This is a genomic window from Komagataeibacter sucrofermentans DSM 15973 (assembly GCF_040581405.1).
GTDB classification, from domain to species: domain Bacteria; phylum Pseudomonadota; class Alphaproteobacteria; order Acetobacterales; family Acetobacteraceae; genus Komagataeibacter; species Komagataeibacter sucrofermentans.
The window spans coordinates 544,056-558,761 of the sequence record NZ_CP137157.1 but is presented as its reverse complement, the minus strand read 5'-3'; the positions used below and the strand labels follow the sequence as shown (position 1 = coordinate 558,761).

The window sequence follows — 14,706 nt, the reverse complement described above, 5'->3', positions numbered from 1 at the left end:
CGGGTCCGGCTCAGGTAAAGGGGCGCTCAGGCGTTGAGCGTGTTCGCAGCAATGCGGGCAATGGCAATATCATCTTCCGTGGGTGCACCAGAAACACCAATTGCGCCCACCACGCGACCATGCGCGCCCCTGAGCACAATGCCGCCGCCAAAGCTGGTCAGGCCGCCATTGGTGTTTTCCAGCGTGTAGGCCTCGCCCCCGGGGCGGGCGATGGTGGCCAGATCGGCGCTGTCCATATGAAACAGGGCCGCCGTGCGCGCCTTTTTGGTCGCCACATCGATCAGGCCCAGCGGCACGCCATCCATGCGGGTAAAGGCCACGGGCCATGCCCCGGCATCCACGATGGAAATGCACACGCCAAACCCGCGCCTGCGCGTCTCGGCCAGGGCGGCCTCCATCATGGTCATCGCGTCAGTCAGTTTCATATCGGCTTCCACGGCTTGCATTAAACTTGCATTAAAAGCGCAGCGTAACCCTACGCCTGCGCGGGCGTAACGCACCAATTACCAAAATCCCGATTTGTTCAACATTGCTGAACCGTGGCGCGCGCCACATGCTGCATCATCATCCATGCCAGCCGCACAAGGCGCGGGCGCGGCAGGTCGGCGCAGGGGCCGGTCAGGGCAATGGCGGCCCGGACCTCGCCGTGCTCACGCCACGGCACGGCCACCGCATTCTGGCCGGGGCGGTAGCTTTCAAGGTCAAGCGCGTAGCCCCTGAGGCGCACGGCCTCGACCTGCTCGCGCACGCGGCCATCAAGCGCATGGGCGCGGGTGCTGAGCACACGCTGGCCCATGCCGGGCACGAAAGCCAGGAACACCAGCCCCACCGCCGAACCCTCGATGGTTTCGCGCCGCTGCACGGCCGTGGCCGGAGCATCGGGGGCGTGCGGGTCCACCCGGTCCAGATAGGCGGCTTCATCCCCGCTGGGCACGCCAAGGTGCACGGTCGCCCCGCCCTGCCGCGCGATGGCCTCGAGCGTGGGGCGCATGCGCGCGCGCAGGCCGTGGTCATCGCCCATGATGCGCGACAGGTTGAGAATGCGCCCGCCCAGATGATAGCGCATATCGCCTGGCCTGCGCTGCACGTAGCCAAGGTCATTCAGGGTCTGGAGAATGTTGTGGGCGGTGGTTTTTTCCATGCCCGCCCTTGCCGCGATTTCGCCCAGCCGCGCGCTGCCACCCGCCTGCGCCATGATTTCCAGAATGGCGGCGGAACGCACGATGGACTGGATCCGTTTTGGCGCGCTGGCCATGTCACCCTCCTGCATGCCCCCGGCGCGGCATGACCGGACAGGCCCGGCACATGCCCTTACCTGAAAAATAAACCGCTACAAGGGGGGCGCGGAACAGCCTGCCTGTCGCCTGCTGCGATCCGTGCCGCGTGGGCCGGAAGCGCAAGGCCATGAAGCGTGTGGGGCATGCAGCCTCCATGCGCCTGCCGGCTTGACCGCTCAGGCAGGGCGGGAGCAGATTCACAGCGCAATACAGATGGGATACATCATGATGACTCCAAAGATTCTTGTTGTCGGCGCGGGTGCCGTGGGCGGCTATTTTGGCGCGCGCCTCGCCGCTTCTGGCCATGATGTGACCTTTCTCGTGCGCCCGCGGCGGCAGGCGCAACTCAGCGCAACAGGGCTGTGCCTTGCCAGCCCGCTCGGCGATGCGACCCTGACGCCCTGCATGGTCACGGCGGACAGGATCGCCCAGCCCTATGACATCATCATCCTGAGCGTAAAAGCCTATTCCCTTGCCGCCGCAATGGTGGACATGGCCCCCGCCATCGGCCCGCAGACACGCATCATACCGCTGCTCAATGGCATGCAGCATCTTGATGTGCTGGCCAGCCGCTTTGGCCGTGAGGCCGTCATGGGCGGAACCTGCTTCATTGTCAGCAGCCTCGACGCCGAAGGCCGCATCCATCAGGTTGGCGTCACCCCCCGGCTGGTATTCGGCCCCCTGGTGGCGGGGCAGGACGCTACTGCCATAGCCGATGCCCTGCGCGCGCCGGGGTTTGATACGGTGCCCTCGCCGCACATCTTGCAGGATATGTGGAACAAATGGTCGCTCCTGGCCTCGCTGGGCACGCTGTGCTGCCTCATGCGCGCAAGCGTGGGCGAGGTGGCCCGCCTGCCTGGCGGCACAGATTTCGTGCATGCCACAATAAAGGAATGCACCACGATTGCGGCGGCAGCCGGTTACCCGCTGGCAGCCGACACCGTCAACGGCATTGTCAAAAGACTGACGCAGCCGGACTCCACGCTGACATCCTCCATGTTCCGCGACCTCTCGCAGGGTGCTCCGGTGGAAGCGCAGCAGATTATTGGCGATCTCGTCGCCCGCGCCCGCGCGCATGGCGTCGCCACCCCCATCCTCGACCTTACGGACCTGAACCTGCGTGCTTATGAACTGCGCCGGAACGAAAAGTAACACCGGCGCCGCACATAATCAGGCAATTGCAAGAGATTGCCTGAAACCAAATCATTGATAAGAAAAGTTCTTGGGGGTGTCGCTTTTTTAACAAGGCAACGTCTTCTGAAGCTTTCTGGAAAAATATTCACCAAAAATTTTATAATTTCAGAATATTATTTGGTTGGCTGTTTTTGTCAGCTTGCAATACCCGTTCTGGACACCGCGTTTTTCAAATACTTCTTAAACCATCACCTTAACCTGAAGCCGCGCGGCAGGCCTGTTTTGTCATTGACGGGCCTTTTGCCCTCGATTAAACGAAACCGAACCGTTCCGTTCAACCAGGCGGATGGCTCCCGCACTTCTTTCACTGGATCATGTGATGAACCGCTTCCGGCATACTGGCCTTCTGGCCCTCGCCAGCTTTCTGGCCCTTCATGGCACGGCGCAGGCAGCGTGCGAGGCCACGGATGCCCGGATCGAACTCTCGGCGCACCATATCGCCGTCGGGGTCGGTTATCTGTGGGGCCGGGGCACGCTGTATGACGGCACGCATGCCTACCCCTTCACCATACGGGGCGGCGGCATGCCCAGCGTGGGTGGCATGACGCTTTCTGGGCAGGGGTGCGTGCGCAATCTTGCCCGCCTGCAGGACTTCAATGGCACTTACTGGAGCGTGGGCGGCACGGCCACCATCCATCATGGCAGGGCAGGCCTGGTCATGGAAAATGGCCGGGGCGTGGACATCAATCTCGTTGCAGACACCCGGGGCGCGTTCCTGTCCGGACAGATCGCGCGGCTTTCCTTCCGCCTGAAGGGGGCAAACAGCACGAAACATGAAGACATCACCCATTCGCAATGACCATTTGAACAGACATCACCATTCTGGCATCCGTTGGCGACAGGCTGGATTGCGCGGCTGAAGGGCACCAGTCCCCCCATATCATGTTATGTTTCGTGACATAATGTGACTGACTGACGGCTGGAGCTAAGGGATGAAGAATGTCTGACGTATCATCAAGACCGCCACATACGGGCGGACGCCCGACGCCGGAAGGCTCGGCGCAACTCGACCGGCATGTTCTTGAAGTTGCAACGGCATTGTTCATCAAGCAGGGTTATGCCGCCACGTCGCTCGAACGGATCGCGCGCGTGGCGGAGTGCAGCAAGGCCAGCCTGTACCGACGCTACGCCTCGAAGGCGGAACTGTTCCGCGCGGTGGTGGCGGCGCGTGGTAATCTGCTGCTCGAGGCGGCAGGCGCGGTCGAGGCTTCCTCCACCGATCCGCTGCTCGCCACGCGTGAAATCAGCCTGTTCTTCCTTGACTTCATGCTGCGGCCCGAAACGCTCGAGGCCTACCGTATCGTTATTGCGGATGGACACCGCATCGGCTCTGTCGTGGATGACATGATGCATACCATCGTAGAACCCTTCGTGGCCACGCTGAGCCGCCTGATCAAGGCTGCCGCCGATGCAGGGCGCATCCACTCCACCGACCATGAAGAGACAACCCGGGTTCTGATCAGCCTGATCCTGGGCTGGCCGCTACAGAACACCATGCTGGGCCTGAACAAGCTGCATGACCCGCAGATGCGCGCACGCTTTTTTGAACGCGCCTGGCAGATCTTCACTTCCGGCATCTGCATCAGGGAGAAATAAGGGTATCGGAGCGCTGTTAAAAAAAAGCGGCATTTTTTTCTGAAGTCTTTGAAATGCGACGACAGATAGATGCTTTTTTACAGTGGTTTTACACGTGTCATATTGCGATACGATACGGTGTCGTATATATACATGCCAGAATCACACCCCCTCAACGGGTGGCCATGGATGGAATGAGGACGGTGCCGACCAATGCGACCCTGATGGCCAGAAAAGGCGCGCACCGGCTGATGGCTGACCGCATTGGGGCGGCAGCCCCCATCCATCATGGGGGCAAATTCTTGACGAATACACAAAAACAATACGCCCCTGCATATAGATATTCATGATGTTCAGAGATTTTACGCTTAATGACAAAGAACGGGAGGCGTTAAACGCGATCTCCACGAAAATACACAAGCCCGCGAAGCGCCGTATCTATACCCAGGGCGAAGCGGGCAGATATGTCTACCGCATCCGTTCGGGCGCCGTGCGGCTGGAACATCACCTGCACGATGGCCGCAACCATATCTTTGCCTTCATATGGCCCGACGACATGTTCGGCACCATTGAAGACGGGGTCTATCCCGCCTCCGCCATTGCGCTGGTGGATACCTACCTGTTCCAGATTCCCTATGCAGCCCTGCTCAACCTGATCGAGGTTTACCCGCGCATCCAGACCCTGTTCTTGCAGCAGGCGCTCAACTACACAAAGGCGGCGCAACGCCACCTGCTGCTGGCCACCTACCCGCTTGTGCTCAAGCGGCTGGCGGGCTTTCTGCTTGAATGCAGCAAACAGGCCGATTTCTATGATCAGCACTCCAATATCCTGACCCTGGCCATGGACCGCAAGGATATTGCCGATTACCTGGGCTTTGCCGTTGAAACGACAAGCCGCATGCTCAAGGAACTTGAAGACATGCGGCTGATAAAACGCCTCTCCTCGCAGCGCATCGTGCTGGACCGGCGTAAAATCATGGAAATATTCTAAGGGTCCGCCCGCCCCCTGCGCGGGGCGGCCGCGTGTTCAATCCGCCTATCTGCCCCCTGCCGCCCCATCTTGCCACGCCCCGCCGCCGCCCTATGCTAGGCCACCATAAGCGTTGCGCGCGTTGTCTGCAGGAGTTCGAGAGCATTGGCCACACCCCAACCCATTGACACAAAGCTGACCCAGGCTGCGGTTTTTCTTGTCCTGACCCTCAATGCCGATACCGAAGTCGGCCCGCAGGTGCGCGACCTGATGGGAGACCTATCCTCGCTCGTGCGCGGTGTCGGATTCCGTATTGATGATGGTCGGCTGAGTTGCATAACCGGCATAGGATCGCAGGCATGGGACCGCCTGTTCGGCGCGCCGCGCCCGATGGACCTGCACCCGTTTGCCGAGATCAATGGCGTGCACCATGCCCCCTCCACGCCGGGCGACCTTCTGTTCCATATCCGCGCAACCCGGATGGACCTGTGCTTTGAACTCGCCACCGCCATCGTCACGCGGCTTGAAGGCGTTGCCACGGTGGTGGATGAAGTGCACGGGTTCAAGTATTTCGATGCCCGCGACCTGCTCGGTTTTGTCGATGGCACCGAAAACCCGGTGGACCAGCCCGCCCGTGATGCAACGCTGATCGGTGATGAGGATCCGGCCTTTACGGGCGGCAGTTATGTCATCATCCAGAAATACCTGCATGACCTGAAAAAATGGGATGCCATACCCACCGAGGTGCAGGAGCACATCATTGGCCGCAGGAAAGTATCGGATATTGAACTGCCCGAGGCCGCCAAGCCCAGCTATGCCCATAATGTGCTGACCAATATTGAAGAAAACGGCCAGCAGCTTCAGATCGTGCGCGACAACATGCCCTTTGGCACGGTAGGCACGGGTGAGTTCGGCACCTATTTCATTGGCTATGCCCGCTCGCCCGCGCGCATCGAGCGGATGCTCAACAACATGTTCGTGGGCCTGCCGCCAGGCAATTACGACCGGCTGCTTGATGTCAGCACGGCGGTGACCGGCAACCTGTTCTTCATTCCCACCTCTGATTTCCTTGATGCCGCACCCGGCCTGCCCACGCCGCAGGCCGCCGTGGCCGCGCCCCCGCCTGCACCGCCGCAACCCGTAGCGGCAGCAGCCGGTTCGCTTGGCATCGGATCATTGAAGTAAAGGACACCAGACATGAACAACCTGCACAGACACCTCGCCCCCGTTTCATCCGCCGCCTGGACCGAAATCGAGGAAGAAGCCACTCGCACCCTGCGCCGCCACCTTGCAGGCCGCCGCGTGGTTGATGTTTCCGAACCCAGGGGCACGGCCTTTGCCGCCGTGGGCACCGGGCGCGACAGGCGCATCGATGCCCCGACCGATGGCGTGCAGGCGGTCATGCGCGACGTGCTGCCGGTGGTGGAACTGCGCGTGCCCTTTACCCTGTCACGCGCGGAAATCGATGCGGTGGAACGCGGCGCGCGCGATGCCGACTGGCAGCCGGTAAAGAATGCGGCCAAGAAAATCGCCTTTGCCGAGGATCGCGCCATCTTTACAGGCTACGCCGCAGCAGGCGTGACCGGCATTGCGCAGGCGACATCCAACGCGCATGTCAAGCTGCCCGCATCGGTCAAGGATTACCCGCATGCCATTGCCGATGCCCTTGGCGAACTGCGCCTTGCGGGCGTCAACGGCCCCTATGCCATCGTGCTTGGCGCCAAGGCGTATGAGGCGGTAAGCGGTGGCGATGATGAAGGCTACCCGGTGCGCAAGCACATCGAAAGCCTGATTGAAGGCAAGCTGATCTGGGCGCCCGCCATTGAGGGGGCCTTCGTCATCTCCCTGCGCGGCGGCGACATGCAGCTTGATATCGGGCAGGATTTTTCGATCGGCTATCTGGCCCACACGGCTGACACGGTCGAACTTTACCTGCAGGTGAGCTTTATCTTCCGGGTGCTGACCAGCGAGGCAGCCGTCGCCCTCGACTGAAATTCCAGACTGAACACCCTACCAAGGACATGACCATGCAGAATCCCCTGGCCACAACACCCGAAACCGAAGCCCGCATCACCGCCAAAGCGCAGGAACTGTGGGAAGCCGACGGCAAGCCCGGCTGCGGCGCGGCTGCCTACCGCGAAGCCGCATCAGAACTGATCGGGATGGAAAGCAACCCCGACGCGGGCCAGATCCCCGTTGAATCCCCCGTGCCGCTCGATGCGAACGGAGAGCCCATCGAGCAGGCATGGCTGGAGGAAAACCTCGGCAATTCCGGCGGCAGCATGGATGAACTTGATGACAAGCAGGAAGTGCCTTTCGCCACGCGCGAAGAAGAGGCAAAGGCCCTGAAAGACCAGGGCTGACCCTGCCGTGCAGGATGGAGAACGCCATCCTGCACCTCTACCCGACCCTAATCCGCACAAGCGCCCTGCCCGTGCGCACAATGGCCTGGAGTTCAGCCCCGGCCCGAGTGGCGCCATAAGTCCCCCCTCCGGGAAGGCCGGGCCGAACGCACCACCATCATGGCCATAAAACCGATGATGCACTACGGCACCAGCCGGGTCAGGGCCGGTCGACGTGATCCCGGCGGTTCCGCCAGTGGCGTGGATAAGTCTGCATGAGGGCGGGATCATTCCAGATCACCAGCGCGGTTTCACTATTCTTGCGCTGGGCACCTTTGATGAACAGGCAGCGCCACGCTTTGGGATAAATAGCATCAGGCCATCGTGTTTTCGGTGCAGGTTGATCCCTGCCATACCATCACGACACCTGAAGGCAGGAGCGGCATCACGCCTCCCCGGCCCGGACAGCCCTCATGCAGATGCTGCGCAACCGGTGCACTCCTGCGTTGCCCATTGATAAATATCAACGACACGAATGCCAAAAAATAACGCTATGATCAGCAGACTTTCCCATCGGGGGAAGATGGCCGGGCCATGATGCGTGGCCCCAGCAAGGCGCAAATTCCATGAGATATGCCCATAGCAACTTTGAAGCATTCATACGCCCCGAAAAACCCGCCGGGATTGATGCCCGCGCGGCCTGGATCATAGGCGGCGGCCTTGGTGGCATGGCTGCGGCCGCCTTCCTGATCCGTGATGCGGGCTTGCCCCCGGCCCACATCACCATCCTTGAAGCCTCGGGCGACAATGGCGGCGCGCTCGATGGCACGGGTAATGCCGAGACCGGCTGGCTCATTCGCGGCGGCCGGGAAATGGAAGAACAGTTCCAGTGCCTGTGGGATCTGTACCGCTCGATCCCGTCGCTCGAAGTGCCCGGCGCCTCCGTGCTTGATGAGTTCTACCGCCTCAACCGCGCCGACCCCAGCAGCAGCCCGCTCCGCGCGATGCACGGGCGCGGCCAGCCCCTGCCCGACCGCAACAGCCTGACCCTGACCGGCAAGGCACGGCGCGAGATCCTGACCCTGATCCTGACGGATGAAGACCGGCTCGATGGCAAAACGATCAGCGATGTGCTGTCAGCCGATTTCATGAAATCGAATTTCTGGCTGTTCTGGCGCTCCATGTTTGCTTTCGAGACATGGCACAGCGCCATCGAGATGAAGCGCTACCTGGCCCGCTTCGTGCACCAGATCCTGGGCCTCAAGGACCTGCATACACTCAAATTCACCCGCTTCAACCAGCAGGAATCCCTCAGCAAACCGCTCGCCACATGGCTTGCTGATCAGGGCGTGGCATTCCGCCACGGCGTGCAGGCCACCAATGTACGCATTGACACGGCAGGCGGCCAGAAAGTGGCAACCCGCATCGACCTGCTCGAAAACGGCCAGCCCGGCGGCATCGACATCAATGCGGCTGACCTGGTGTTCGTGACCAATGGCTCCATGGTGGAAAACTCCCGCTGGGGCGACCACCACACCCCCGCCCCGATCGAAACCGGCATTGCCGAAGGTAATATCTGGCAGCTATGGCGCAACATCGCGGCACAGGACCCCGCCTTTGGCCGGCCCGACGTGTTCTGTGGCGACACCACGAAATCACGCTGGGAATCCGCTACGGTCACCACGCGTGATGCGCGCATTCCTGATCTCGTGCACAAGGTCACGGGGCGCGATCCTTTCTCTGGCCGCACGGTTACGGGCGGGCCGATCACGATCCGCGATTCCGCGTGGCTGATGAGCTGGGTGGTCAGCCGGCAGCCGCATTTCAAGGGCCAGCCCGAAGGGCAGATGGTGGCATGGCTGTACGGCCTGTTCAGCGACGTGCCCGGCAATTACGTCAAGAAACCTATGCAGGACTGCACGGGCGAAGAAATAACGCGCGAATGGCTGTTCCACATGGGCGTGCCGGAAGATGAGATTGACGACATGGCCGCCACGGGTGCCACCACCCATCCGTGCATGATGCCCTTCATCACCGCGCAGTTCATGCCGCGCGCTGCAGGCGACCGGCCGAAAGTGGTGCCCGAGGGTAGCGTCAATCTTGCCTTTCTCGGCCAATTTGCCGAAACGCCGCGCGATACGGTGTTCACGACCGAATATTCGGTGCGCACCGCGATGGAGGCGGTCTATACGCTGCTCGACATTGACCGTGCCGTGCCCGAAGTGTTTGGCAGCGTTTATGACGTGCGCATGCTGCTACAGGCAGCAGCCGAACTGCGCGATGCCCGCAAGATCCCCGCATCGGGCGTGGTGCGCCACATGGCCAATGGCACGGAAATTGGCGATCTTCTCACCCGCTATGGCCTGATCTAGAAAGCGCCCCAACGCCATTACACAATAAAAAATGCCGCCCTTAAAAAGGCGGCACCTGAAGGTTTTTGCCGCGTTAACCCGCTGCCTGGAACTCAAGGCAGATCTTGCCGAAATGCTGGTTGCTTTCCTGATAGCGGAAGGCGGCCACAATATCTTCAAGCGCAAAACTGCGGTCAATGACAGGACGGATGCCATTGCCCTCAAAGGCCCGCACCATGGCCTGCTGGTCGGATCTGCTGCCTACAAGCACGCCCTGCAGCCGGAACTGCTTGAGCAGCATGGGCACCACTTCAAGCTGCCCCGCCACGCCCGTCAGAATGCCGATGACGGAAATATGGCCCGCCACCCGGATGGCCGCCATCGACTGCGCCAGCGTGGCAGGGCCACCAACCTCGATGATATGATCCACGCCCCGGCCGCCGGTCAGTTCCCATGCGGTGACACCCCATTGCGGGTTTTCGCGGTAATTGATCACATGGTCCGCGCCAAGGGCACGCAGGCGTTCAAGCTTTGCTGCGCTCGATGAGGTGGCGATGACTGTAGCCCCCGCCATTTTGGCAAATTGCAGCGCGAAGATCGACACGCCCCCCGTGCCCTGCACCAGCACCGTATCACCAGGCTTTACAGAATCATCGACAAACAGCGCGCGCCACGCCGTCAGCCCCGCCGTGGTCAGCGTCGCCGCCTCGGCATACGACCAGCCGCGCGGCGCATGGGTAAAGGAGGTGGCGGGCGCGGTCACTTCCTCACGTGCATAGCCATCCACGCCATCGCCCGGCACCGTGGCAAAGCCGATCACCTCTGGCGCGCCGCCCAGCCAGGTAGGGAAGAACGTGCTGACAACCCGGTCACCGGGCGCGAATTCGCTTACGCCTGCGCCCACTTCCAGCACTTCACCCGCACCATCGGCCATGGGAATGCGCGGCACTGTGGGCCCCCACATGCCGCTGACAACCGCATAATCATGATAGTTCAGCGAGGATGCATGCAGCCGGACCCTGATTTCACCCGGCTCCGGCGCGTGGGTGGGCTGCTCGGACATGACAACATGATCGAAGCCGCCGGGCGGCTGCACAATAACCGTTCTGGGCATCGCGGGTCTCTCCTCACTACAGTGAAATGCAAAGTACCAGATATGGGCGCCGGTTCCCAACATCAGCCTGTTACAGCACGCCACGGCAGGGTGCCTGCCTGGCGTAACAGGCCGATAAAAACCCGCAATCCGGGTGCTCTGAACGCAGTGTGCAAATGATACGACTTCATGCCTATGTCGTTACATGTATGTAACATTATCTTCCTTATCCGCATGCCTATTCATGCGCATGAAACGCAGCATATCCTGCCCAACCCGATAACGGGAACACGCATCCGTGAAATATTTACCGTTACTTTATAATGACTTATACTTTAATTCAGCCTGCGTTGCGCCTCAGACGGCAGATTGATCTAAAAATTTCCCAATTATTATACTTTCATAATGAATCGGCATTTTCCTCTCATTTGAGGCGAAACAACGCGATTATGTTCTGGTTGCGGAATGTAAATTGATAGTATGCCCTTCCCGTTCTGTGGGCAGAATGTTGCAGTATCGAAAGCAAGAAACCGCCATCGGTTCGACTTCACTCCGTTTCGAACGACGCGCTCAGGGGATCGCAATGACTGATAATAAATTGTGCTCATTGGTCGGTATCCACACGACCGTCCGTACACATGATCTGTCCCGTTATCCGGCATGGTCACGGTCCAGGTTCCTGTTTCTGTCTGTGGCTTCTTTCATGCTGCCTTTCATGAGCGCGGGCGCCGATGCGGCCGAAAGCACCAGAACCGCCGCGTCACAACACGCCAAGACAACCACCGCAACAGCCAAACCCGCCCCGGCCGCCGCGCCACCGCAGGCCAAGACGGAATTCATTCACGTTACCCACGGTACGCCAACCTCAAACGGGGTAACGAACACCACGCCGGGCGGCGGCCTCATGCCACCGCAGACCGTTGCCAAGTCGCGGAGCGGCCTGACGCGTGATTTCATTGCAAAACAGAGCCCGACCTCCAACGCGGTTGCCATGATCGCCAGCCTGCCGGGCGTCGTTTATGGCGGCAATGATCCGCTAGGCACCAATGATGACCAGCAGGGACTGACCATCCGTGGCCTGAACCAGCAGGAAATCGGCTATCTGTTCGAAGGCATCCCGGCTGCGGCCCCGGTTTACCTGCTGCCCTATACATCTGCGTCATCCGATAACGAAAACATCGAATCCGTTACCCTGACCCAGGGCTCACCGGATACAAAATCCCCGCTGTACAACGCCGTTGGCGGCGAAATGTCCGTAAAAATGCGCGACCCGTCGCGTAAAATGGGCGGCAATGTCAACCTCAGCTATGGCTCTTTCAGCCTGCGGCGTGAGTTCGTGCGTTTCGATACCGGCGAGATCGGCCATACCGGCATTCGCGGCTTTGTGTCCTTTTCCGACCGCACGGCCGATGAATGGCGTGGCGTTGGCGCGACAAAGCGTTATCATGTCGATATGAAGTTCCTGAAAGAATGGGGCGACGGCAACCGCGCATCCTTCGTCTTCGCCTATAACGACGCGCAGCAGTACTATCTGCGCGCGCCCACCAAGAAGCAGTGGGACCAGTACGGCGTCAATTTCAATTACAATGACACGCCCGGCGGCAGCACGCCCGCGAATTACTACGGTTTTGAAGAAAACCGCATGAAAAAAATCACCATGGGCGCGCCGGTCAATGTCAAGCTGGGCAAGGGCCTGACGCTCGATGTCACTCCCTACTTCACCTATTCCTGGGGTTACGACAACGGCGCTACGACCCTGAGCCGCAACGGCTCCTATTATGGCAGCCAGCCCGCTGGCACCCTGCAGAACACGGGCGCGCAGACCGGCTCCTCCATCCTTGCCGGATCGATTGACAGCTATACCCTCGCCTATTCCGGCATCAACGCCGCCCTGTCATGGACCAAGGGCCACAACACCCTGACGGGCGGCGCGTGGTATTCCTACTTCGACCAGTCGGAACCACAGAGCTACCAGGCCGCGAACGGCGATGGCACGCCATCGGGCCAGTGGGGCAACAACGCCATCCTGACCCAGAACGGGCAGGTGCTCTCCACCTACAACATCCACCTCATCCAGCAGACCAACGCGCTGTTCATCAACGACACCTACCGCGCGTTGCATGACCGGCTGACCCTGACCGCGGGCTTCAAGGAAGTCATGGTGACGCGTAGCGAAACCAACGCCATCCCCGATGTGACGTATGGCACCGGGCAGAGCGTGGCCGAACCGCTGCCGCAGTTCATGGCCAGCTACAAGATCACGCCGCATGACCAGATCTACATCAACGGCACGTCCTCCTTCCGCATGCCGGCCTCGATCATGACCTACGCGGACCGCTACGGCATTTCCAACGGCAAGCTCTCCACCCGCCACGCCCGCAACCTGCAGCCTGAATTCGCCATCGGGGAAGAAATCGGCTACCGCCATACCGGCTTCGTCAACCTGTCGCTGGCACTGTTCAACTACAACTTCACGCACCGCCAGCTCAGCACGACAACCTATTCCGGCACCCAGGCAATCTCGGAATCCATCGATGCGGGTGGTCAGACCGCGCGCGGCGCCCAGATCGAAATCGGCCTGCGCCCGTGGCATCACTTCAGCCCGTACGTCTCCGCGCAGTATGAGCACGCCACCATCGACAACAACCTGAAAGCCGCCGCAACCGATGGCACGACGGTGTACATGCCCACGGCTGGCAAGAACGCGGTCAATACACCCGAAGTAACGGTGGCCGTGGGCCTGAATTACGACAATGGGTCCGTCTTTGCCGGGTTCAACATGAACTATATCGGCAAGCAGTATTCGACCTTCATGAACGATGAGTCGATCCCCAGCTACGAAACGTTCAACATGAACATGGGCTACCGGTTCAAGTCGTTCTGGTATGCCAAGCACCCGCAGATCCAGCTGAACCTGATCAACATTGGCAATAATGGTTATCTATCCGGCACGAGCAGCATCAAGACCAACGGACAGGCCATGATGGTCAACGGGCATCAGGTCGCGGCCTCCGCACCGCAGTATTACGTTGGCGGCGGCTTTGCTGGCGTCCTGTCCTTCACCACGGGTTTCTAATCACTACAACAGGCTGAGAAATAACATGAAGCGTTTACCCAAAGCCCTGACGTTCGATGTCGTGGGAACATTGATCGATTTTGAAACCGGCATGATGAACTTCATCCACACCCAGTGTGGTGAAGCCGGTGCGAAAGTGGAGCGCGAAGCCTTCCTGAGCGCTTACCGCGAAATGCGCGCACGCGGCGAGACCCTTAATTTTCCCGATGACCTGATGCCCATCTATGAAACGCTGGCCCCGCGCTTTGGCCTGCCCGAAGGCGCGGAACAGATAAAGGCCTTTGCCCAGACCGCCCATGACTGGCCCGCCTTCCCCGATTCAGTCGATGCCCTGGCCCGCCTGGCCAAGCACTTCAAACTCGTGGCCATGACCAACACGCAGCGCTGGGCTTTCAAGGGCATGGAAAAGACCCTGGGCATGCCTTTCCATGATTCGGTCACGGTAGATGACGCGCTGTGCGAAAAGCCGGACCCCGAGTTCTTCGCCTTCGCCCGCGGGCGCCTGAGCCGTGATGGCATCGTGAAGAACGAGATCCTGCACGTGGCGCAAAGCCAGTATCATGACATCTCGGTGGGGCGTGACCTTGGTTACACCGTGTGCTGGATCGAGCGCCGCAAGGCCATTGGCGGTTTTGGCGGCACGATTGCCGTAGCCGAGCTGACCAAGCCCGATTACCACTTCTCCACCATGAAAGAACTGGCTGACATGGCGGACCGCAACGAACTGTTCATGATTTACGACTGAGGCAGGCTGCACGCGATCCGTAACGGATCGCGTGCGCGTTTGTGACAGCACCATCATCGAAACCGAGATGTCCGTTGTGGACA

The 14,706-nt window shown here is 60.4% G+C and carries 13 protein-coding genes; 10 read left to right on the top strand and 3 right to left on the bottom strand.

Going from position 1 to position 14,706, the window contains the following annotated elements; all coding sequences use genetic code 11:
• Positions 1 to 26: 26 nt before the first annotated feature.
• Entirely contained in the window at positions 27 to 425 is a 399-nt protein-coding gene (locus tag R5N89_RS02655) for a heme-binding protein (RefSeq protein ID WP_110567352.1), read from the bottom strand.
• A gap of 98 nt (positions 426 to 523) precedes the next feature.
• Positions 524 to 1,255 (bottom strand): IclR family transcriptional regulator, encoded by a 732-nt coding sequence (locus tag R5N89_RS02650; RefSeq protein ID WP_110567350.1) that lies wholly within the window; start codon positions 1,253 to 1,255, stop codon positions 524 to 526.
• Between the two features lie 250 nt (positions 1,256 to 1,505).
• Here R5N89_RS02650 and R5N89_RS02645 point away from each other — a divergent pair, with 250 nt between their 5' ends.
• From R5N89_RS02645 to R5N89_RS02610, 8 genes are all read left to right on the top strand, one after another.
• A complete protein-coding gene (locus R5N89_RS02645) occupies positions 1,506 to 2,429 on the top strand; it encodes a ketopantoate reductase family protein (protein ID WP_110567348.1) in 924 nt (307 codons plus the stop codon).
• 361 nt (positions 2,430 to 2,790) lie between these two features.
• Positions 2,791 to 3,270: a hypothetical protein gene (locus tag R5N89_RS02640; protein WP_146220178.1), complete on the top strand. Its 480-nt coding sequence runs from the start codon at positions 2,791 to 2,793 to the stop codon at positions 3,268 to 3,270.
• A 140-nt stretch (positions 3,271 to 3,410) separates the two neighbouring features.
• Entirely contained in the window at positions 3,411 to 4,067 is a 657-nt protein-coding gene (locus tag R5N89_RS02635; protein ID WP_110567032.1) for a TetR/AcrR family transcriptional regulator, read from the top strand.
• Positions 4,068 to 4,392: 325 nt separating this feature from the next.
• Entirely contained in the window at positions 4,393 to 5,037 is a 645-nt protein-coding gene (locus tag R5N89_RS02630) for a Crp/Fnr family transcriptional regulator (RefSeq protein ID WP_244192046.1), read from the top strand.
• 144 nt (positions 5,038 to 5,181) lie between these two features.
• Complete coding sequence (locus R5N89_RS02625; protein WP_110567029.1) at positions 5,182 to 6,201, top strand: Dyp-type peroxidase; 1,020 nt, start codon at positions 5,182 to 5,184, stop codon at positions 6,199 to 6,201.
• Positions 6,202 to 6,213: 12 nt separating this feature from the next.
• Complete coding sequence (locus R5N89_RS02620; protein ID WP_110567027.1) at positions 6,214 to 7,008, top strand: family 1 encapsulin nanocompartment shell protein; 795 nt, start codon at positions 6,214 to 6,216, stop codon at positions 7,006 to 7,008.
• A 35-nt stretch (positions 7,009 to 7,043) separates the two neighbouring features.
• A complete protein-coding gene (locus R5N89_RS02615; RefSeq protein ID WP_110567344.1) occupies positions 7,044 to 7,379 on the top strand; it encodes a DUF2934 domain-containing protein in 336 nt (111 codons plus the stop codon).
• 605 nt (positions 7,380 to 7,984) lie between these two features.
• A complete protein-coding gene (locus R5N89_RS02610) occupies positions 7,985 to 9,730 on the top strand; it encodes an oleate hydratase (protein ID WP_110567025.1) in 1,746 nt (581 codons plus the stop codon).
• 73 nt (positions 9,731 to 9,803) lie between these two features.
• Here R5N89_RS02610 and R5N89_RS02605 read toward each other — a convergent pair whose 3' ends face one another.
• Positions 9,804 to 10,823: an NAD(P)-dependent alcohol dehydrogenase gene (locus tag R5N89_RS02605; RefSeq protein ID WP_110567023.1), complete on the bottom strand. Its 1,020-nt coding sequence runs from the start codon at positions 10,821 to 10,823 to the stop codon at positions 9,804 to 9,806.
• A gap of 682 nt (positions 10,824 to 11,505) precedes the next feature.
• Between R5N89_RS02605 and R5N89_RS02600 the strand changes: the two genes are divergently transcribed.
• Positions 11,506 to 13,878, top strand: coding sequence for a TonB-dependent receptor (locus R5N89_RS02600; RefSeq protein ID WP_354680747.1), 2,373 nt, complete (start codon positions 11,506 to 11,508; stop codon positions 13,876 to 13,878).
• 25 nt (positions 13,879 to 13,903) lie between these two features.
• Positions 13,904 to 14,623 carry an HAD-IA family hydrolase gene (locus R5N89_RS02595; RefSeq protein WP_110567017.1) on the top strand — a complete coding sequence of 240 codons (720 nt, stop codon included), beginning with the start codon at positions 13,904 to 13,906 and terminating at the stop codon, positions 14,621 to 14,623.
• The last annotated feature ends 83 nt before the right edge of the window (positions 14,624 to 14,706 follow it).

Excerpts from the sequence above, each read along its gene's own strand:
- R5N89_RS02620 (WP_110567027.1), top strand. The coding sequence starts at position 6,214 with ATGAACAACCTGCACAGACACCTCGCCCCCGTTTCATCCGCCGCCTGG.
- R5N89_RS02650 (WP_110567350.1), bottom strand. The coding sequence starts at position 1,255 with ATGGCCAGCGCGCCAAAACGGATCCAGTCCATCGTGCGTTCCGCCGCC.
- R5N89_RS02615 (WP_110567344.1), top strand. The coding sequence starts at position 7,044 with ATGCAGAATCCCCTGGCCACAACACCCGAAACCGAAGCCCGCATCACC.
- R5N89_RS02635 (WP_110567032.1), top strand. The coding sequence starts at position 3,411 with ATGTCTGACGTATCATCAAGACCGCCACATACGGGCGGACGCCCGACG.
- R5N89_RS02655 (WP_110567352.1), bottom strand. The coding sequence starts at position 425 with ATGAAACTGACTGACGCGATGACCATGATGGAGGCCGCCCTGGCCGAG.
- R5N89_RS02600 (WP_354680747.1), top strand. The coding sequence starts at position 11,506 with ATGCTGCCTTTCATGAGCGCGGGCGCCGATGCGGCCGAAAGCACCAGA.
- R5N89_RS02645 (WP_110567348.1), top strand. The coding sequence starts at position 1,506 with ATGACTCCAAAGATTCTTGTTGTCGGCGCGGGTGCCGTGGGCGGCTAT.
- R5N89_RS02640 (WP_146220178.1), top strand. The coding sequence starts at position 2,791 with ATGAACCGCTTCCGGCATACTGGCCTTCTGGCCCTCGCCAGCTTTCTG.
- R5N89_RS02605 (WP_110567023.1), bottom strand. The coding sequence starts at position 10,823 with ATGCCCAGAACGGTTATTGTGCAGCCGCCCGGCGGCTTCGATCATGTT.
- R5N89_RS02610 (WP_110567025.1), top strand. The coding sequence starts at position 7,985 with ATGAGATATGCCCATAGCAACTTTGAAGCATTCATACGCCCCGAAAAA.
- R5N89_RS02595 (WP_110567017.1), top strand. The coding sequence starts at position 13,904 with ATGAAGCGTTTACCCAAAGCCCTGACGTTCGATGTCGTGGGAACATTG.
- R5N89_RS02630 (WP_244192046.1), top strand. The coding sequence starts at position 4,393 with ATGATGTTCAGAGATTTTACGCTTAATGACAAAGAACGGGAGGCGTTA.